Below are 20,218 nucleotides of genomic sequence, written 5' to 3'. Positions count from 1 at the left end.
GTGACCATTTTTTGTCCCTTGTCCTTCGTCCTTTGTCCTTTGTTGTTTAATAACTAATGACGAATGACGAATGACGAATGACCAAACAACAAAGATTAAGAAGTTTTCCAAGACTTTAAGAAACCTATAGATTAAACAAAATTTGTGTTGTTTAAATCGCGGTCAAAATAAGAGAAAAAAAGCTCAGAGTAAAGGGTTGGGCGGTTTTGGCTAGGAAAGATCTCCTGAAAAGTTTGCAACAGACATTTGAGACAATGCAACGTAAATGCTCACACGGAAAACAAACGTTAATCTATGAAACTGGCTTATTGGATGTACGCGGGTCCGGCTCATATCGGGACATTGCGCGTGGCTAGCTCGTTTAAAAATGTTCACGCCATTATGCACGCCCCTTTAGGAGATGATTATTTCAATGTTATGCGGTCAATGTTAGAGCGCGATCGCAATTTTACTCCAGTGACCACCAGCGTTGTTGATCGCAAAGTTCTCGCCAGAGGGTCGCAAGAAAAAGTGGTTGATAACATTACTCGCAAAGATTCAGAAATCCATCCCGACTTAACGATTCTTACTCCCACTTGCACCTCAAGCATTCTGCAAGAAGACCTAGAAAACTTTGTCCAACGGGCGCAGTTGGATAGTCAAGGGGATGTCATGTTAGCCGATGTCAATCACTATCGCGTTAATGAGTTGCAAGCTGCGGATAAAACGTTGGCGCAGGTGGTGAAGTTCTATCTGAATAAGGCGCAGAAAAATGGCGACCTTCCAGAAGGGAAAACTGAGAACCCTTCCGTTAATATTATTGGCCCCACAACCCTCGGCTTTCACAATCAACATGATCTCACTGAGTTGAAACGGTTAATGGCTGATCTCGGAATCGAAATCAATCAGATTATTCCCCAGGGTGCTTCGGTGCATGAGTTAAAAACCCTTCCCCAAGCCTGGTTTAACTTAGTTCCTTATCGGGAAGTTGGCCCCATGGCTGCAAGCTATCTCGAAGAAACCTTTGGGATGCCTTCTGTACAGGTAACACCAATGGGAATCGTGGAAACCGCCCGTTGTATTCGCACGATTCAGAAAGTGTTGAACGACCAAGGGGCAAACGTCGATTATGAGAGCTATATTGATAATCAGACGCGGTTTGTTTCCCAAGCAGCCTGGTTTTCTCGTTCCATTGATTGCCAAAACTTAACGGGGAAAAAAGCGGTTGTCTTTGGCGATAATACCCACGCGATCGCGCTAACTAAAATTTTAGCCCGTGAAATGGGCATCCGCGTTGTTTTAGCAGGGACTTACTGCACTTATGATGCTGACTGGTTCAAAGAACAAGTGCAAGATTACTGTGATGAAGTCTTAATCAGTGATGACAATGGGGCGATTGGGGACGCGATCGCGCGTTTAGAACCCGCAGCTATTTTCGGCACACAAATGGAACGCCATGTCGGGAAACGCATCAATATTCCCTGTGGGGTGATTGCAGCACCGATTCACATTCAAGACTTCCCCGTCGGCTATCGTCCGTTCTTAGGGTATGAAGGCGCGAATCAAATTGTTGATTTAGTGTATAATTCCTTTACTTTAGGAATGGAAGATCACCTCTTAGAAATCTTCGGTGGACACGATACCAAAGAAGTGATTACAAAAACTGTCTCTGCTGAATCTGACCTTAACTGGACAAAAGACGGCTTAGCAGAACTCAATAAAATCCCTGGGTTTGTCCGTGGGAAAGTGAAGCGCAATACCGAAAAATATGCTCGGGAAAATGGCATTGAAAATATTAATGCTGAGGTCATCTACGCAGCTAAAGAAGCGGTAGGGGCATAATTTTCATCTAGAGGGGTGGGCAGTATAATTACTTTTAAGCTCCCCCTGTGCTTTATTCTTAAAAACAGCATCAATGATTAGTTATTTACGAGGAAATGTTATCAACCTTGTCAAAATTACAGGAAACCGAGTCCACTTAATTTTAGAAGTGAATCAGGTGGGATATGAAATTCAAATTCCATCACGGTTAGCGCGAGAGTTAGATCAAAAAAATTCCGAATCAGTGCAAATTTTTACCCATCAGCAAATTCGAGATGATGCGATTGTGTTATATGGATTTGATAGTGCAGCCGAACGAGATTTATTTCGGAAACTTACTGCTGTTAGCGGGATTGGAACGCAAGTCGCGATCGCGCTCATTGATACTCTCGGCTTAAGAGATTTAGTAGAAGCCATTGTCGCCGAAAATACCCAACTCTTAGCCAAAACCCCCGGTGTGGGTAAAAAAACTGCCGAACGCATTGCCCTAGAATTAAAAAGTAAGTTAGCACAATGGCGCACAGAAGCAGGTTTAGTCGTCACTGGAGAGGAAAGCGTTGCACCCAAACCCGCCATCCGCGAAGATATTGAAATGACCTTACTCGCCTTAGGTTACTCGAAAGAAGAAATCGAACAAGCCCTCTCTGTCATCAGTCAAGATTCCTTACTCGCCAAAAATCCCAACCCTGAAGAGTGGATTCGCAGCGCGATCGCGTGGTTAAGTCGGTGAACTTCTAACTGACCTTCGTTTCGACAATTAAGGTTAAACTAATCCAAGTTCCCCGTTCATCATAGCGACGCATGAGGCGTTGACGATGAGTTGCATCCACTAACCATCCTGCTTCTAAGAAAAACGGTTGACGGTTTTCAATTTTCAGGGGCGTGGTACAAGATGCGCCACCTGGTAACAATAAAACTTGTACCGTCTGCGCCCCTTGGGTAAATCGTAAAGCGCGATCGGTAATGGTTGCAGAAGAAGTCAACTCCCACTGATCCATTTTCAACGTTTGCTGTAACTGATTTCCCTGTTGAGTAATGTTTAATCGCGTCCTATAACTTTCTCTCGGTCTTAGATCAGGATATAAAGTAATCGCTTCTCCTTGCCATTCTCCTAACAGTTGTTCTACTTTTAAAGGCGGAGAAGGTTCAACGGTTACCCCTTGGCGATGTTCTCGGATCAGGGTGATACTGCTAAGTTGACTTTGTTGGTCATAAAGAGGAACTAACCGCAAACGACGATCGCGCTCAATAAAGCCTAATTCCGCCCCAAACTGGCTAAACGGGGAAAACTGGCTCGATCCCACCGAAAACGCCCCATTTTCAAAAATTAGCGTATTTCGATTTAGGCTTTGATACTCCATACTCTGTTGAGAGGTAGCTTCTCCTCCCAGTGCAGAAAATTTCTCAATCGTTTGGCGTACCGTTTGCTGTTGGTTTAATCCTTCTAGCGACACCAGACTCGGTGTATCTTCAATAACTTCACCTTGAGGAGACAGACGAGTAAAAGAGCCTTCCCAAACGCCAAGATGAGTCAGTAAATTATTCCATTGTTGAGTCATCATTATGATCGGAATTCTTTCTTCCTAAGCTACCCCATAATTTGTAAAAGGACGTTTGAACGGAGGCTGAAAGCCCAGAATAATATCCTCTCTCTCTACCCCTAATGTGATCAAATCCTCCGCAGGATTTAAGTCTGTTGAATTTTGCTGTAACCAGACTTTTCCATCTTTAATATCAAAATGAATGACACAATGATAAATGCGCTTAGCCCCATTCCAGCCAACATCAAACCATAAATAATGATCCCGTTCTTCATCAAAAATTAACTGTAATTCCCGGTCTTCTTGATCTTTTTGATAAGAAGCATATTTCGAGAGTAACTCTTTAATCAATTTTCGATATTTGGTTAATTGATCCATTGCGTCAATCCCCCCTTAAAGGAATCATAAACAATTAATTTCAGTTGATATTCTCTTATTGCTAACTGAGCAAAAGTGGACTGAAAAAAAATCTCATAAGTATCTAAAGGAACTGCTAAATGCAAACTTCTTTCAGGTTCAGTTCGTTCCAACACCAAACGATAACTGAGAAATTGCCCTAAAGCCCCATAAAAATCAGTAACAGCAGAAGCATTCACAAAACTTTGAATTTCCACAGCAATTTTTTGATGGTCTTTTTCGGCTGCAATCATTCGTTCTGCTGCTAAATCAACCTGAAAGTTAATGCTATCCAGACTGATCAGATAGGGATCATCTGTAATGATCCAACCCTCATTTTCTAAGCCGATTCGTACTCAATCATGGAAAATATCCCTTGCCATTCTAATGCCTGATTCGATCTTCATTCTAAGTCATCTTAAATATTAAATTGAGCCAAGGAGTTATTTCTCTGGCACGACTTGCTGTAACAGTAGCAAAACAAGTTAGGATCAAGATAAAATAAAAGGCTGATTGTAAGCGAGGTGAACACCTTCCCTATGCAACGGACGTTTCTTTTGGGAAAAATTCATAACTGTCGGGTGACAGACAGTAACTTAAACTATATGGGTAGTATTGGGATTGATCAAGTGCTGTTGGATGCTTCGGGAATTGCACCTCATGAACAAGTCCAAGTCTTGAATATTACCACCGGGGCGCGATTAATGACTTACGCGATCGCGCTGGAAGCCAACTCAGGTAAAATTGAACTCAACGGTGCAGCAGCCCGATCTGGCGCAATTAATGACCGCTTGATCATCCTCACTTACGGTTTACTGACCCCAGAAGAAATGCAAACCCATCACCCGCAAATTGTTTTTGTCGATGAAAATAACCTCCTCCTCGATCCAATTCTGGCACAATCTGGGACTTGGGTTTAATATTCGTTAAAAATCATCAAACTAAGAAAGAAAGTTTTCATCACTGTAAAATTAAAATAAGATTGAATCCCAATGGTGATATTCCATGAGCAAACTGTCTTTGCGTGTGGCGAGAGAAGAATCTGATCTTTGGAGTGGGATGGGGCGTTTGATTGCTTTAATTCCTCTGATTCTCTCAGCCATCAATTTAATGATTGCGATTACACTACCCATTTTCCACTATGATCGTTTGTTAGAAAACGCAATCCGAAAATTAGAAGGACGAGGATTTATACGAAAATTGTTCGATCACTTATCAGGTTTCTTTTGGCAACAAGTCACTCCCGATCAACTGGCTCAAGATGAAATTTGGTGGAATCAAACTTGGGCTATTTTTTATTTTATCATCTCCCTGCTATTGTTTTTTATCATTTTTCGATGGCAGGAAGCCAAATATTTTATCTCAGGAGTAATTACAATTAGTTTTGGTGTCATTTATAGTCTGCTTCCGATTGATATCTTTCCTGATTTTATCCCAGCTGCAGGATCATTTGATGACGCGATCGCGCTGTTAATCAGTACTCTCCTCGGTCTCACCATTTTAGGAGAAGGAAATAAAAGGAGACGACTCCTCAAAAAAGTTCGCTCTCACGCTGAAAAAAATCCCCTCAAAGCTCTAGAACTTTTGTGTGAAGAACATGGCTTAGAAATGGAGATTACCTCTGATCCCAAAAATAAATAATTTATAAAAACATAACATGACTGATCGCAACTTCTCAAAACTAACAGCACTCATCCTTAGTTTTTTTCTCCTGTCGGGATTTACCTTAGTAGGACCAGATTATAAAGAACTTTATCAGAAACTAGAGCAAAAAGCCCAATATCTCCAAGAACAATTAGAGGATTATAAAAACCAATCTGAAACCTTACGACAAAAACTAGATAACCTCAGAGAGGAAAACAATAAACTCGGCAACAATATTTCATCAATCAGAACCGAAAATGAAATTTTGAAAGAAGGACTTGATCCTTTACAAAAAGCACTTATCGAAAAAGAAAAAAGACTCAATCAGCGTCAAGAGGAACTGAACCAAGAGCGAGAAACATTGAATCAGGCTCGGGCTAGTTTTAATGAAGAAATTAGAAAAATGGGACAATTAGAAGGAGAACTTACAGAACTGCGTCAAGACAAAGAAAACTTAAACCAGAGCTTAAATGAATTAAAAGCAGAACAACAAAAAGCAGAAAATGGAAAGAATTGGTGGAAAAATTTTGCTTTTATTGAGCCCGTATTTTTTATTCTAATCTGGGGAATTGTTTACTTAATCAGGAGACAAACTCAGCCCCAATCTTATCCACAACAGCAAACCATTGATCTGGGCGAAAATTATGCTAATAATAAGCAGTTAAGTGAAGAGACCCAAGAAAATAAAAGTCTCCCAAAAAGTGAAGAGAATTAAGATATAGTGCTACGTGCTGGGGAGAGGGGGAGAGAGGGAGTTAGGCTGAATGAATGACCAATGACCAAAGAACCAAGAACAGTTAGAAAAATTATTGATTGATGTCAGTAACTCAAAATACACCCCAAAAATGGCAACAAGGTAGTTTAATTGAAGTTGAAATTACCGATCTCAGCGATCGCGCGGATGGAGTCGGACGCTGGGAAGGGCGTGTGGTCTTTGTTCCCGATACGGTAACTGGCGATCGCGCTTTAGTCCGTCTCGTCAGAGTTAAACCCCAATACGCCTACGGTCAAGTCCAAGAATTACTCACTCCCTCTGAGCACCGCATTCGCCCCCAGTGTATCGTTGCGGATAAATGTGGGGGCTGTCAGTGGCAACATATTGATTTAGCTTATCAGCAAAAAGCAAAAGAACAAGTGATTCTCGATGCCCTACAACGGATTGGAGGCTTTGCAGATCCCCCCCTTGCTCCCATTTTAAGCAGTCCCAGTGGTCTCAACTATCGCAATAAGGTAACTTATCCCTTACAACGGTCAGCAGAAGGAAACGTGCAAGCGGGATATTATCGGAAAGGGTCTCATAAGTTGGTCAATCTGAATCAATGTCCCGTTCAAGATTCGCGCTTAGACCCCTTTTTAGCCCAGATTAAGCAGGATATCGAAGCCCAAGGCTGGGGAATCTATAACGAAAGCCGAGGGACGGGAAAATTGCGTCATTTAGCCCTGAGAATTGGGCGGAAAACAGGACAAGTTTTATTAACTCTGATTAGCACCGATGATAATTTAGAGGGACTGGAAGCGCAAGCACAAACTTGGTTAAACACATTTCCCCAGTTAGTGGGAGTCTGTTTGAATGAAAATCCACAACGCAATAATATTATTTTTGGGAAAGAAACCCGTTGTATTGCAGGAAAAGCGGAAATTGAAGAAGAATTTGCGGGTTTAACCTTCTTTTTAAGTCCCAACACCTTTTTTCAGGTGAACACCGAAACCGCCGAAGCCCTCTGTGAGTTGATTTTAGACCAACTGGCGCTCACGGGAACCGAAACGGTTGTTGATGCGTATTGTGGAATTGGGACATTTACCCTTCCTTTTGCGCGTCACGCTAAAACCGTTATTGGTATTGAATCACAAGAGAGCGCGATCGCGCAGGCTGAACGTAATGCCCAACATAATCAAATTGAAAATGTTACCTTTCAGGTGGGGAAAGTGGAGTCTCTACTTCCGCAATTGGAAATGACCCCCGATTTAGTCTTTCTAGATCCACCCCGCAAAGGCTGCGATCGCGCCGTTTTAGAAACCTTAACTCAAACCAAACCGCAGCAAATTGTTTATCTCAGTTGTCGCCCAGCAACACTCGCCCGTGACCTTAAACAACTAGCTAGCGCAGGCTACAAAATCACCCTTGTCCAACCTGCGGACTTTTTCCCACAAACCGCCCATGTGGAATGTGCCGTTTTTTTAGAACAGGGAAATCCCGACTTATAATTAGGGGGTTTTACCCTTGTCAATCTTCTGATACAATGAAAGAGAAAATTCTAATAAAAAATCAATCAGCTTCTATTAGCTGAAGCAGAGTTTTTTACTTAATTTTTCCCTAATTAATCTCTTCATTAACGGCTAAAAAAATAGTGAGGTCAGAGCGTGTGATTGCATTATCACCCCGTCCAACAAAATGCAACTGGGGAACCGTGAGTTTTGCCTCAACTCTCTATCTTTGTCCCATTTTAGATCTCTTAGTTGCAAAAGTCCCGCCAGATTGGCAAGCGGAAGTTCGGTTGGGATTACAAGAGGCGTTAGTGAATGCAGCCAAACATGGGAATCAACTGGATCCAGGAAAAACCGTCATCGTCCAATATGCCATTATGGCGACCTCTTGCACCTGGTTGATTACTGATAATGGGACAGGCTTTGTTCCAAGTTGTGGCTGTCAACAAGATCCCTATAGTTTCCTGCCCGATGATCACTCAGAAAGTGGTCGCGGGCTTTGTCTTTTATATCATATTTTCGACGAAGTGGAATGGAATGAAGCAGGAACAGAATTAAAATTAACGAAACATCGCCGTTGACGATTTCTCTAGTCAAAAAGCAGAAACAAGTCACCTTAAAATGGTAAAGTAGGTGATTAAATACCTAGCAGAAAATACCGAAGGAAATTCAATCCAATGATGATGAAAGCAAAAGAGATCATGACCCAAGAAGTGGTCAAGATTAAAGGATCAGCAACAATCGCTGCTGCTGTAGAATTAATGAAAGAAAAGAATATTAGTTGCTTGATTGTTGATCGCCGTCGTGATAGTGATGCCTATGGAATCATTACCGAAACCGATATTGTAAAGCAAGTTGCAGCTTTCGGGAAAGATCCCCAGCAAGTGAGAGTGTATGAGGTAATGACGAAACCTTGTGTCGTTGTCAACCCCGATCTGGGCGTGGAATATGTGGCGCGGTTATTGAGTCAAGTGAATATTCACCATGCCCCTGTGATTCAAGGGGAATTATTAGGCTTAATTTCTACAGCAGATATTCTCAGAAAAAGTGATTTTGTGGAAAAACCGAAAGAGAAACTATTAGAAGAAGAAATTAAAAACGCCATCACCAAAGCCCGTCAAGCCTGCGAAATTCACGGGAGAAACTCTTCAGAATGTGCCGTAGCGTGGGATGTGGTAGAAGAATTACAAGCCGAAGCAGCCCATCAAAAAGCAGAAAAAATGGAGGAGATCCGAGGCTAAATCAAAAATGGATCAAGAGATTGATATTGCCCGCACCATTGATCACGCGCTTTTAAATCCCGCAGCGACAACAGAAGAAATCCAACGCTGTTGTAATGAAGCCTGGCAACATAATTTTCCCACCGTTTGCGTTTATCCCAGCGCCGTGCGGGAAGCAACAGAATATTTATATGGAAAAGCCCCTGCTGTCTGTACTGTGATTGGATTTCCCACTGGTGCAACCACCAGCGCAACCAAGATTTATGAAGCAGCAGAAGCGGTGGAAAATGGCGCGTCAGAGTTGGATGTGGTGATTAACTTGGGCTGGCTTAAAAGTGGATTTCCTGAGCGTGTCAACCGTGAAATTGCTGAAATTTGTGAAGAAACTGGGGTGATTGTCAAAGCCATTATTGAAACAGGGCTGTTAACCCAAGAAGAAAAATGTCTAGCCATTGAAGTGTGTTTAGATGCTGGCGTTGACTTTATTAAAACCAATACAGGCTGGTTTGGGGGGGCGACCGTGGCGGATGTGGAGTTGATTCGAGAAATGAGTCGCGGACAAGTGGGGATTAAAGCCTCTGGAGGGATTCGGACGATGGAAAGCGCGATCGCGCTCATTGAGGCGGGGGCGCATCGGTTAGGAACATCTCGCGGAATCCAACTGATTCAGCAACAGGAAAAAATCAGTTATCCAGAGGATGCAGATGCCTAGGGATTCCTTGCTATGGTGAGAGTTGGTGTCTTAGAAACAGCACATGAGTAAAACTTATCAAGTTACAGGCATCAACCTGAAAGGCGTTCCCTTTGGCGAGCGCGATCGGCTCCTCACCATTTTAACCCCTGAACAGGGTCTGATTCGGGCGGTTGCTGGTGGCGCACGGAAATATCAATCTCGGTTGCGCGGACGCAGTGAGTTATTCGTCATTAACCAACTGTTACTGGTGAAGGGACGTTCCTCACTGTATCGTCTAACGCAAGCAGAAACCCTGCAGACTTACCCCAAACTGAGTCAGCATTTGGGAAAACTTGCAGTCAGTCAATATCTGACCGAAATTATCCTCAGTTTCGCCCTCAGCGACCACCCCCAACCTGAACTCTTTACCCTTTTACAAGAACATTTAAATCGCATTGAAACTTGTGCTGTTTCTACTGAGGCTTTTCCCCCTAATCTTTTCCCTTTACTCAACCAAGGGATTTTTCATCTCTTATCTTTAGCGGGGATTGCACCCCAGTTACATCAATGTTCCTTGAGTCAACGCCCTTTACAGCTAGATGAAAGTAACCCTCATTGGCGAGTTGGGTTTAGTTATCAAGCTGGGGGGATCGTTCTTAACAAGGAAGAATCGGTTAATCATCTCCTTAATGTTGGAGAATTAAAGTTATTACAACAGTTATCAAAATCGACGCTTTCGGCTGATTTCTCCGCAGAAACCAGTCATTTAAAGACGGTTGAAACGCTGTTGCGAAATTATACAGAATATCATTTTCATCGTTCGATTCGTTCTGCAAACTTAGTGGATACCTTACTGAGTCCAACAAATAACGAACAACAAATAACAAGGAACAAATAACAAATAACAAATTTAATGAAACTATCTGAAGAAGAACAAACCAACACGACCCCTCAAACCACTGATAATAATTCCTCCCAAACCCCTGCTGATGAAAACACACAGGGGTTTCTTCCCGTATTGAAAAATTACCGCTTTTTAACCCTTTGGAGTGGACAAATCTTTTCTCAACTAGCGGATAAGGTTTATCTGGTGTTGATGATTAGCATTATCGCCAGTCACTTTCAACGGGCTGACCAAACCATTAGCGGTTGGGTTTCCGCCATTATGATCGCGTTTACCATTCCCGCCGTCCTGTTTGGCTCTCTGGCTGGGGTTTATGTCGATCGCTGGTCGAAAAAAGGCGTTCTCGTCGGAACCAATCTTGTTCGAGGATTATTAGTTTGGTCAGTTCCCCCCTTACTCTATTTTGCTGAAGATTTACCGCCATGGTTTAATTTACCCGTGGGCTTCTGGTGTCTTTTAGTGATTACCTTCTTCGTTTCCACCCTGACCCAGTTTTTCGCGCCCGCAGAACAGACCGCAATCCCCTTATTAGTTAAACGACAAAATCTGCTTCCTGCAAACTCCCTTTACACCACAACCATGATGGCTTCCGTGATTATTGGCTTTGCGGTGGGAGAACCCTTATTAGATTTAACCGAAACCTTTGCTCACGGGCTAGGATTGACTTGGGATTTTAGTAAAGAGATTGTTGTTGGCGCAGGTTACGCGATCGCGGGATTGGTTTTACTTCCCCTAAACCCCAAAGAAAAAATTCACGTTAAGGAAGAACGTCCCCACGTTTTCCAAGATATTTGGGAAGGCGTACAATATTTACGGCAAAATCACCGCGTTCGCAATGCCATGGTACAGTTAATTATTCTTTTCTGTGTCTTTGCTGCCTTAGCCGTGTTAGCGGTTCGTTTAGCCGAAACCCTACCCAACTTAGAATCCGATCAGTTTGGCTTTATTTTAGCTGCTGCGGGCGTTGGCATGGCAGTGGGGGCAACTTTCTTAGGCAATTGGGGACAGGCTCTCTCTCGCGCACAATTGGGCTTATGGGGCTCATTTGGTATGGCGGGTGCATTAGCTGGTTTAGCCTTTTTTACAAGCAATATGACCCTCGCCTTTATTATGACCACCCTTTTAGGCTTTTTTGCCTCCTTGGTGGGGATTCCCATGCAAACCACCATTCAGGAAGAAACCCCAGAGAACAAACGGGGAAAAGTATTTGGCTTGCAGAATAATGCTGTTAATATTGCTTTGAGTTTACCTTTAGCGTTGGCGAGTGTTGCCGAAACCATCTTTGGTTTAGCAGCCGTTTTATTGAGTTTAGCTGGAATCGCGATCGCAGGAGGACTCTTAACTTGGTATATTTCTCAGGAGAAGACTGGTAAAAATTAATCCTTTGTTACCCGTCGCGGTGTTTTCAAAAAACGCCGTTCTCCGTTTGGCGGTTGGTCATTATAATCTTCATCTAAGATGCGGGATTAGTGTCCAATCCCCATTATTCATTGTTGAGTTTTTAGTTGCATGCACATCGCCTGGTTGGGAAAAAAATCACCTTTTTGTGGGAATGTCACCTACAGTCGTAACATCACTCATGCCTTGCTAGAACGCGGGTATGAGGTCAGTTTTCTTCATTTTGCCCAAGAGGAACACCCCTCAGATAACTGGCCCAACTGTCAGGAGGTGCTTTTACCGTTTATTTATAAATCTCAAGTCTATACCATTCCCACCTTAGGCTCAACCAATATGTTGCGGCGATCGCTGCAAGAACTGAAACCCGATCTAGTTCATGCGTCTCTGACGCTTTCTCCTCTGGATTTCCGTCTTCCTGAAATCTGCAAAGACCTCAATATTCCCCTTGTCGCCACGTTTCACCCGCCGTTTGATAGCAAACTCCGCAATCTCAAATCCAGCACCCAATTCCTCACCTATCAACTCTACGCGCCCTTTCTCGCCCATTATGACGGCGTGATTATCTTTTCTCGCATTCAACGGGATTTATTAATGCGTTTGGGGGTTCCCGAAGAAAAATTAGCGGTCATTCCCAATGGCGTGGATGAAACGCGATATTCTCCAGGACAATCCGATTTAAAGGCTCATTTTGGGGCGGAACGCTTATTTGTCTATCAAGGGCGTGTCTCGGCGGAAAAAAATGTTGAATCGTTGCTGCGGGCTTGGAAATATTGTCGCTTTGATAATGACTCCAAGTTAGTTATTGTGGGAGATGGCCCCCTCGTGAGTTCTCTGAAGCCTTTTTACAACAAGCGTCATGGTGTGATTTGGCTGGGGTTTGTCGCTGATGAACAGCAACGGATTGATATTCTCAGGGCTGCGGATGTGTTTATTCTGCCTTCTCTTGTCGAGGGGTTATCCTTATCCTTACTGGAAGGAATGGCGTGCGGAATCGCTTGTGTGGCGACGGATGCTGGTGCGGATGGAGAAGTGTTAGAAGAAGGGGCGGGGGTTGTTTTAAGTACCAATCGGGTAACAACGCAACTGAAAACCTTACTTCCTGTATTGAATGATCATCCTGAGTTAACGAAAGTCTTAGGAGAAAAAGCGCGATCGCGCGTCTTAGATCGTTATACCCTCAACTGCAATCTGACACAGCTAGAAAACCTCTATCAAAAAGCCGTCCAAGCAAAATCAATGCCGATTCGGTAATTTAGGGCAGTCTTTAAAATAGTGGAACTGCCTGTTTTAGGAATTGACGGACTTCTTCATCACTGGTTTGAGAGAAGTTTTCGTACCATAAACCAATTGCCGAAAGCCACTCTGGCGTGAGAAGACATACTACTTCATCCACCTGCGCTTTCAGTTCCTTGCAAACAGTAGGCGGTGCAACTGGTACAGCAATGACGAGATGTTTGGGCTTTTGTTGTTGAATGGTTGATAAAGCTGCTTTCACCGTGGAGCCAGTGGCAATGCCATCATCAACCAGAATGACGGTGTGATCACGGATTGCAGGTGCAGGACGATCTCCCCGATAAGCGCGATCGCGCCGTTCTAATTCCTCACGTTCTGAAGCTGCCACGCGGTCAATAGTTTTCTGAGAAATGTCTAAGGATTGCACAATCTCTTGATTCAGTACCATCCCTTGCTTAGCACTAATGGCTCCCATGGCTAACTCTTCATGTCCTGGCACCCCCAATTTCCGCACCAAACAGACATCTAAGGGGGCTTTGAGCACCTGAGCAATTTCATAGGCAACGGGGATGCCACCGCGAGGCAAGCCTAACACGAGGACATCAGAGCGATTGCCATAACTGGATTGAAGCTGTTGCGCCAGTAATTGACCCGCTTCAGCGCGATCGCGAAATTGTTTGTTCATTGGTTTAACCTCCTAACCTTTAATCACAGCAACGGGATGTAACCGAGCCACTTTCCGAGCAATTCCCGCTTGACTGACCGTTTCCACCACTCGATTCACATTTTTATAGGCTTGTGGGGCTTCTTCCGCCAGTCCAGGCATGGAACCGGCACAGATGGCAATACCGTCTTTTTCGAGTTGTTCCCGCAAGCGATCCCCGCGAATCGTGCGTTTTGCCTGACGACGACTCATGACGCGCCCCGCCCCATGACAGCTTGATCCAAAAGAAAGTTTTTCATTGGTTGGAGTGCCTAAAAGAATCCAACTTTCCGTTCCCATAGAACCCGGAACAAGCACCGGTTGCCCAAAGGGGCGATATTCAGGGGGTAATCCGACAAATCCCGGACCAAACGCTCGCGTTGCCCCTTTACGATGGACACAAACCGTCATTTCTTCCCCACCAATGACATGAGTTTCAATTTTTGCCATGTTATGGGCAATATCATAAACTTGACGCAGGGGCGGATAGTCTGCTTGAGCACCAAAGACGGCTTCAAAACTACGGCGGGCATGATAAGCCAGGGCTTGACGGTTGGCAAAAGCAAAATTAGCTGCTGCTTTCATGGCAGTTAAATAGCCTTCCCCTTCTGGAGAATTCAACGGCGCACAAACCAATTCTCGATCTGGTAATTGAATTCCATAATTGAGGACTGCCTTTTGAAAATCTTGCACATAATCAGTACAAATTTGATGTCCAAATCCGCGAGAACCACAGTGAATTTGTACTGCCAGACAGCCTTTTTCTAAACCCATGACTGCTGCTGCTTCGGGATCAAAAACGTCCTCAACTACATCCACTTCCAGAAAATGATTCCCTGCACCGAGAGTTCCTAACTGGTCTTTTCCGCGTTGTTTTGCCCGTTTACTGGCTTGTGTCGGATCTGCCCCTTCTAAGCAGCCAAATTCTTCTGTTCGCTCTAAATCTTCTGGAATTGCGTAGCCTTGAGCGAGATCCCAACGCGCCCCTTCTCGACAAACTTCACTAAATTCTTTGGGTGATAAGGGTAAACTACCGCCTCGACCAACCCCACTGGGACAATTGTGATATAACGTTTTTGCTAAATCATGTAAATAGGGAATCGCACTCTGGTAGTGAATTTGAGACGCTAAAACCCTGACCCCGCAGTTGATATCATAACCCACGGCTCCTGGCGAAATAATTCCGTCTGGGAGTTGGGAAGCCATCACCCCACCAATGGGCATTCCGTATCCTTGGTGAACATCAGGCATGACCGCGATATGCCCCACTAAACTCGGTAAACAAGCAACATTAACCGCTTGGGTAATGGATAAATCACCGAGGGCTGCTTCCATTAATTCTTCATCGGCAAAAATCCAAACTGGTATCTTCATCTCGGGATGGAATGATGTTGGAATTTCCCACAGATAGTGATCGAGACGATGCAAATCTTGTTTTCTAATCATGATTCGCCCTCCTGTGCTTTAATTGGGTGGGCGTATTAAAACGTTATACATCCAAGACAATCGTTACTTCTAGCCCTGATTTAGTGTTACGAATGGATAAATCATGATAGGTGACCGCTTTGATCTCCTTTTGCCATTGCTGAACAGGCGCACCCGTGAGTTGAGCTTCTAAACGGGTGTTATCCAGATGCTTAATGCTGATTTCCTCAAAGCCTAACCCCTCACTGTCATGGAAATACAGCAACTCATTTAACCAAGCCACTAATAGACTTTCGGGATCAATTGCGTTCAGTTTAATGGTTCGCGTGATCCGAATGCCTAGTGCTAAGTCCATTCCTGCTAACGTATAAAGCCCCCAAGCTGCTTCAATGAACAATTCTGCTAAATTCTTACCCCTCACGCGATATGCCCAATCCGCAGTATGTTCAATTTCTTCAAAACCCTTTCCTTGAGACGGTTTAAACCTTAACATCATTGATGGCTATGCCAGATGGTTGAAGAGGCTAGAGTACCCTCTTCCATTGTAAGAAATCTGAAACCTTTCTCAAAAGCGTAGATAATACATCAACTGAGCGGTTAATTGAGCATCTAAACCAAGGCGTTGATGAAGGTCTGCTAAATGGCGATAATTGCCGTAACAGAGACGATTCTCAACAACAGTCTCCGCTAGGGTTTGATCGAAGAAAGGAAGTGTAACCAATTCTTCTGGCGTTGCTGTATTAATATTAACTAAAGCTGGGGCTAAGGCACTTTCTGGATCATTGAAGGTAAAACTGAGAATGGGCGCAAGAGGTTTTAGGCGTTGTACGGGGAGGTTTAACGCTGCTGCAATATCTTCCACAGAGTAGAATTGAATGCCACTGGCGGTTAATTGGGTCAGGGTTTGGGCTTGACGAATAGAAAACCCAGGCAGACGCAACCAATCATCAACGGTGGCGGAATTCACTTCAATTTTAATCTTTAATTGTTGCGCGATCGCGATTTCTTCTAAAGATTGAAAGCGATAGTAGGGATCATTTTTAATTTTATTTCGCAACCACAATAACCGAGGATTCAAAGACACCATCTTATTTCTTAATTCGATCGAGCAACTGACGACGCTGTTGTTCAAATTCATACTCTGAGAGTAACCCGTTTTCCCGTAATTGATCCAACCGTTGAATGGCTTCGGCGGTTTCTCCTACTAATTTCGGGTTAAATTTAGCTTGACTTGGGTTTGCTAGGTGAGATATAGGATGAGAATTAAACCGTTGCTGAAAACTTTCTTCTGGCTGCATAAAATACCAAATTCCTTCTAGGAGACTTGCAACTTGTGCAATTCCAAAATAAGACAAAATCCCCATTTCCGTTATTGGTGGCGTTAAGGTAATGGATAGAAATAAATAAGCTAACCCCCACCACAGTTGTCCTAAATAAAATTTATGCAGCCCTGAGAGTGGGGTAACTGCACTCACCATGGCTAAAATGACGGCTAACTTCTGACTTTTTTCTTGCGCTAAGAACATTGACTCATTTGTTATTTGTTATTTGTTATTTAGAGACGTTCCATGGAACGTCTTTACATTGTTGTTTGTTCTTCGTTCATACTCTCACTCTAAACTCAAGTGACGAGAATAAACTTGTTGTCCATATTCTGTCCAGTCAGCTTGTGTCCAACGGTGACTATTCATCGTTGCAGTTTGCATTTTTTCCATAAAGGGACGACGCTCTTTTTCATACTCTTGAAAGGCGCGATCAATTGCTGCTTGATCATCTAAGTTTTTATTTTTAAATAAACGGATCAGTTGTTTGACAATCACTAAAGCATCTTCAAATCCTTGGTTCGTTCCTTGGGCATTAAATGGAGGCATTCCATGAGCAGAATCTCCCACTAAAGCCACTCGTCCTTGGCTCCAAATTTTATCAGTTTTAACGGGAATATTCGCAGGATGAATATAGTAAGGGCGGGTGATTAATTGTTCAGGATTTGAGAGTTGAACCAGTTGAGAAAACGCTGGCGGATAACCTGCAGCTTTTAAGGTTTCTACTGCTAGATTAATTAATTCATTCCGAGAAGAATTAAGCATCACATCAAGTTGGACGGGAAAATGCAGGAGATATCCAAATGTATTTGTATCTTTACGAAGTAAAATAATTCTGGAATTACTGTTGTTTTCTTCTGGGGTAACCGTAACAACGCGATCGCGCTGTAAATAATTAGTTTCTAATCCTTCTACTGTTTCATCAGGAATATTTTCAACACTCAAACAACCAATCGCGCCATACCCTGAATATTGCGGTTTTGCCCATTTTTCTAACGCTGTATTTTCATATAAAAGTTTCCGAACCGTAGAATTAATTCCATCCGCAGCAAGCACCAGTTTTGCTTTTATCGTTCCCTCAACTGATTCATATTCATCTCTGGTTTGAATCGTTTGAGTGGAATCATTCCAATGTGCAAAGGGATTCTTTTCACTCGGCTGGTTAACAATACAATCAATTGCGACTAAATTATTTTCTTCTTTGACATTGACACAGCGCGTATTAACTTTTATTTTTTCTGAGGGTAAGAGTTGGCGTAATTGGGTTTGAATCTCATACCACGGGAGAGAAATTCTTCCTTCCCCATACGCTTGAAACCAATCATCAAAATTGATAGAAACAGAAGAACTCACTTCTCCTTGTAAGTTCCGACGTTTCCAAGTGGAATTAGAAGTAGCAGCGTAAGCAACAAATTTACACTTTTCATACGCCTCATTACTTAAACTTCTTAGCGCTTTTAAGCCATTCGGTAATAAATCAACGGTTTGTCCAGCTTGACGAAAAGCACGAGTTTGATCAATGATTAATAGATTCTGAATCCCCCGTTGATACAGTCCCACTGCGGTTGCTAAACCCACAGGACCCGCGCCAATAATTAATACATCGTAAACGGAATTTACCGTCATTTTATTTCCTGATTGAACTTGCCATTGATGTTTTCTAATATAACAAACTGATCACATTTTATCTAAAAAATCAGTCAGTGAAGATGATGAACAAACCAATTCCATTATTAACGAAGAACAAAAAACAATCAACAAATAACAAAAATAATGTCAGAATAGAGTAAGAGCCGATAAACAGACGTGATATCAAATGGCAAGTTTAACCGTTAGCGGATATGGCAGTTGGAAATCTCCCATTAGTTCCGATTTAATTGTTTCAGAAAGTATTGGCTTAGGAGGTGTCGTTTACGATCATCAAGATATCTATTGGATCGAAGCACGCCCCTCTGAAGGCGGACGATATGTTTTAGTGAGACGGACTCCCCAAGGAACAATAGAAGAGGTCACGCCACACCCTTACAACGTTCGCACGCGAGTCCATGAATACGGAGGAGGCGCGTTTCTAGTGGCTGCGGGGACGGTTTATTTCTCCCATTTTTCGGATCAACGTCTCTATCGTAAATCGCCACAAGTGGATCCCGAACCTCTCACCGCAGAGGCGAATCGTTGTTATGCTGAACCTTTACTGGACAAACAGCGCGATCGTTTAATTTGTATTTGTGAAGACCATGACACCGTAGATGCTGAACCTGAAAACTATATCGCTAGCGTTGACTTAAACACAGGAAAAGTTCATTCTCTGGTTTCAGGTTACGATTTTTATGTTTCCCCTCGCCTCAGTCCAGACGGAAAACAGTTAGCGTGGGTACAGTGGAATCATCCGAATATGCCTTGGGATGATACCGAACTTTGTGTGGGAACGGTTAATGCAGATGGAAGTGTCAGTGATATTAAAGTTATTGCTGGCGGGAAAGATGAAGCCGTTTGTCATCCTCTATGGTCGCCTGATGGACAATTGTATTTTGTCTCGGATCGGAATAATTGGTGGAATTTATACCGTCTCAATGCTCAGGGAACGGTAGAAGCATTATATGAGATGGAAGCAGAGTTTGGATCGCCGCATTGGGTGTTTGGTCTGTCTTTATATGATTTTATTTCCTCAGACGAAATAATTTGCACTTATACCCAAAATGGACAGTGGTATCTGGCGAGATTAAATACGCAAACCAAAATCTTAGAAACCCTCGATGTTCCTTATACGGATCTGGGTTCGATTCATGTCCAAGGAGATGAGGTCGTTTTGATTGGCGGATCCGCAACGGAACCCACAGCAGTGGTGAATCTGAACTTATCGAGTGGAGAAAGTCGCATCTTGAAACGGTCAACGAGTTTAGAGATTGACACAGGTTATTTATCCGTTCCCGAACCGATCGCGTTTCCCACCACAGGAGACAAAACCGCTTATGCGTGGTTCTATCCCCCGCAAAATAAAGATTATACTGCACCCGAAGGCGAGTTACCCCCGTTAATCGTCAAAAGTCATGGCGGTCCCACCGCAGCCACTAGCCCTCGCTTCAACTTAAAAATTCAATATTGGACCAGTCGCGGATTTGGTTTTGTAGATGTCAACTATGGGGGAAGCACTGGTTATGGACGAGAATATCGAAAACGGTTACTGAAAAATTGGGGGATTGTGGATGTTGATGACTGTGCGAATGCAGCGCGATATTTAGCCGAGATGGGAAAAGTGGATGGAAATCGCTTAGCCATTACTGGGGGAAGTGCTGGGGGTTATACCACTTTGGCTGCGTTGACGTTCCGTGATACTTTCCAAGCGGGGGCGAGTCATTATGGTGTCAGCGATTTAGAAGCGTTAGCCCAAGAAACCCACAAGTTTGAATCGCGGTATTTAGATCGGTTAGTGGGAGATTATCCAAAAGAAAAAGCAATTTATGATGCGCGATCGCCCATCTATCATACCGAACAACTGTCTTGTCCCGTGATCTTTTTCCAAGGCTTAGAAGATAAAGTCGTTCCCCCGAATCAAGCCGAAAAAATGGTGGAAGCAATTAAACAGAAAGGCTTACCCGTGGCGTATGTCCCGTTTGCAGGGGAACAACATGGCTTCCGTCGCGCTGAAAATATTAAACGGGCTTTGGATGGCGAGTTTTATTTCTATTCGCAAGTGTTTGGGTTTACCCCTGCGGATGAGATTGAACCTGTAGAAATTATGAATCTTTAGTTCACT

The 20,218-nt window shown here is 43.4% G+C and carries 22 protein-coding genes; 13 read left to right on the top strand and 9 right to left on the bottom strand.

Going from position 1 to position 20,218, the window contains the following annotated elements:
* The first annotated feature begins 294 nt into the window (after positions 1-294).
* Together bchB and ruvA are read left to right on the top strand one after the other, a co-directional pair.
* Positions 295-1,821: a ferredoxin:protochlorophyllide reductase (ATP-dependent) subunit B gene (gene bchB, locus PCC7418_RS01410; protein WP_015224392.1), complete on the top strand. Its 1,527-nt coding sequence runs from the start codon at positions 295-297 to the stop codon at positions 1,819-1,821.
* Positions 1,822-1,894: 73 nt separating this feature from the next.
* The gene (ruvA, locus tag PCC7418_RS01405; protein WP_015224391.1) at positions 1,895-2,530 is read left to right on the top strand and encodes a Holliday junction branch migration protein RuvA; all 636 of its coding nucleotides are present in this window, start codon (positions 1,895-1,897) and stop codon (positions 2,528-2,530) included.
* A 4-nt stretch (positions 2,531-2,534) separates the two neighbouring features.
* Here ruvA and PCC7418_RS01400 read toward each other — a convergent pair whose 3' ends face one another.
* The 3 genes from PCC7418_RS01400 to PCC7418_RS01390 are packed head-to-tail and all read right to left on the bottom strand — an operon-like array spanning position 2,535 to position 4,087.
* A complete protein-coding gene (locus PCC7418_RS01400) occupies positions 2,535-3,362 on the bottom strand; it encodes a DUF3598 family protein (RefSeq protein WP_015224390.1) in 828 nt (275 codons plus the stop codon).
* A 21-nt stretch (positions 3,363-3,383) separates the two neighbouring features.
* Entirely contained in the window at positions 3,384-3,719 is a 336-nt protein-coding gene (locus PCC7418_RS01395) for a XisI protein (RefSeq protein ID WP_015224389.1), read from the bottom strand.
* On the bottom strand, positions 3,707-4,087 hold the full coding sequence (locus tag PCC7418_RS01390; protein WP_235620785.1) for an element excision factor XisH family protein: 381 nt from the start codon (positions 4,085-4,087) through the stop codon (positions 3,707-3,709). The genes PCC7418_RS01395 and PCC7418_RS01390 overlap by 13 nt, the downstream gene beginning before the upstream one ends.
* Before the next feature lie 189 nt (positions 4,088-4,276).
* Between PCC7418_RS01390 and panD the strand changes: the two genes are divergently transcribed.
* The 10 genes from panD (at position 4,277) to PCC7418_RS01340 (ending at position 13,032) form a co-directional block, all read left to right on the top strand.
* A complete protein-coding gene (gene panD / locus PCC7418_RS01385) occupies positions 4,277-4,657 on the top strand; it encodes an aspartate 1-decarboxylase (RefSeq protein ID WP_015224388.1) in 381 nt (126 codons plus the stop codon).
* An 85-nt stretch (positions 4,658-4,742) separates the two neighbouring features.
* On the top strand, positions 4,743-5,378 hold the full coding sequence (locus tag PCC7418_RS01380) for a DUF1232 domain-containing protein (RefSeq protein ID WP_015224387.1): 636 nt from the start codon (positions 4,743-4,745) through the stop codon (positions 5,376-5,378).
* 16 nt (positions 5,379-5,394) lie between these two features.
* Positions 5,395-6,096, top strand: a complete 702-nt coding sequence (locus PCC7418_RS01375; protein WP_015224386.1) for a prefoldin beta- domain-containing protein — start codon at positions 5,395-5,397, stop codon at positions 6,094-6,096.
* 101 nt (positions 6,097-6,197) lie between these two features.
* A complete protein-coding gene (gene rlmD / locus PCC7418_RS01370) occupies positions 6,198-7,586 on the top strand; it encodes a 23S rRNA (uracil(1939)-C(5))-methyltransferase RlmD (protein ID WP_015224385.1) in 1,389 nt (462 codons plus the stop codon).
* Positions 7,587-7,789: 203 nt separating this feature from the next.
* The gene (locus PCC7418_RS01365) at positions 7,790-8,167 is read left to right on the top strand and encodes an anti-sigma regulatory factor (RefSeq protein ID WP_216086663.1); all 378 of its coding nucleotides are present in this window, start codon (positions 7,790-7,792) and stop codon (positions 8,165-8,167) included.
* Positions 8,168-8,266: 99 nt separating this feature from the next.
* Positions 8,267-8,827: a CBS domain-containing protein gene (locus PCC7418_RS01360; protein WP_216086697.1), complete on the top strand. Its 561-nt coding sequence runs from the start codon at positions 8,267-8,269 to the stop codon at positions 8,825-8,827.
* Between the two features lie 7 nt (positions 8,828-8,834).
* Entirely contained in the window at positions 8,835-9,518 is a 684-nt protein-coding gene (gene deoC / locus PCC7418_RS01355) for a deoxyribose-phosphate aldolase (RefSeq protein ID WP_015224382.1), read from the top strand.
* A 43-nt stretch (positions 9,519-9,561) separates the two neighbouring features.
* Entirely contained in the window at positions 9,562-10,377 is an 816-nt protein-coding gene (recO, locus tag PCC7418_RS01350) for a DNA repair protein RecO (RefSeq protein WP_015224381.1), read from the top strand.
* A 15-nt stretch (positions 10,378-10,392) separates the two neighbouring features.
* Positions 10,393-11,763 (top strand): MFS transporter, encoded by a 1,371-nt coding sequence (locus PCC7418_RS01345; protein WP_015224380.1) that lies wholly within the window; start codon positions 10,393-10,395, stop codon positions 11,761-11,763.
* A 129-nt stretch (positions 11,764-11,892) separates the two neighbouring features.
* Positions 11,893-13,032, top strand: coding sequence for a glycosyltransferase family 4 protein (locus PCC7418_RS01340; RefSeq protein WP_015224379.1), 1,140 nt, complete (start codon positions 11,893-11,895; stop codon positions 13,030-13,032).
* A 13-nt stretch (positions 13,033-13,045) separates the two neighbouring features.
* Here the strand turns inward: PCC7418_RS01340 and PCC7418_RS01335 are convergent, their stop codons facing one another.
* The 6 genes from PCC7418_RS01335 to PCC7418_RS01310 form a co-directional block, all read right to left on the bottom strand.
* Positions 13,046-13,699 carry a phosphoribosyltransferase gene (locus tag PCC7418_RS01335; protein ID WP_015224378.1) on the bottom strand — a complete coding sequence of 218 codons (654 nt, stop codon included), beginning with the start codon at positions 13,697-13,699 and terminating at the stop codon, positions 13,046-13,048.
* Positions 13,700-13,711: 12 nt separating this feature from the next.
* A complete protein-coding gene (locus PCC7418_RS01330; RefSeq protein WP_015224377.1) occupies positions 13,712-15,163 on the bottom strand; it encodes an RtcB family protein in 1,452 nt (483 codons plus the stop codon).
* Positions 15,164-15,206: 43 nt separating this feature from the next.
* Positions 15,207-15,638, bottom strand: a complete 432-nt coding sequence (locus PCC7418_RS01325) for an archease (protein ID WP_015224376.1) — start codon at positions 15,636-15,638, stop codon at positions 15,207-15,209.
* A gap of 69 nt (positions 15,639-15,707) precedes the next feature.
* Positions 15,708-16,229, bottom strand: a complete 522-nt coding sequence (locus PCC7418_RS01320; RefSeq protein WP_015224375.1) for a ComEA family DNA-binding protein — start codon at positions 16,227-16,229, stop codon at positions 15,708-15,710.
* Position 16,230: 1 nt separating this feature from the next.
* A complete protein-coding gene (locus PCC7418_RS01315) occupies positions 16,231-16,668 on the bottom strand; it encodes an SHOCT domain-containing protein (RefSeq protein ID WP_015224374.1) in 438 nt (145 codons plus the stop codon).
* 84 nt (positions 16,669-16,752) lie between these two features.
* Complete coding sequence (locus PCC7418_RS01310; protein WP_015224373.1) at positions 16,753-18,090, bottom strand: NAD(P)/FAD-dependent oxidoreductase; 1,338 nt, start codon at positions 18,088-18,090, stop codon at positions 16,753-16,755.
* 190 nt (positions 18,091-18,280) lie between these two features.
* Here PCC7418_RS01310 and PCC7418_RS01305 point away from each other — a divergent pair, with 190 nt between their 5' ends.
* Positions 18,281-20,212 (top strand): S9 family peptidase, encoded by a 1,932-nt coding sequence (locus PCC7418_RS01305; protein ID WP_015224372.1) that lies wholly within the window; start codon positions 18,281-18,283, stop codon positions 20,210-20,212.
* Positions 20,213-20,218 lie beyond the last annotated feature (6 nt).

The organism is Halothece sp. PCC 7418, assembly GCF_000317635.1.
GTDB lineage: Bacteria > Cyanobacteriota > Cyanobacteriia > Cyanobacteriales > Rubidibacteraceae > Halothece.
The sequence above is the reverse complement of the archived record's forward strand: the minus strand, read 5'-3'. Positions and strand labels throughout refer to the sequence as shown.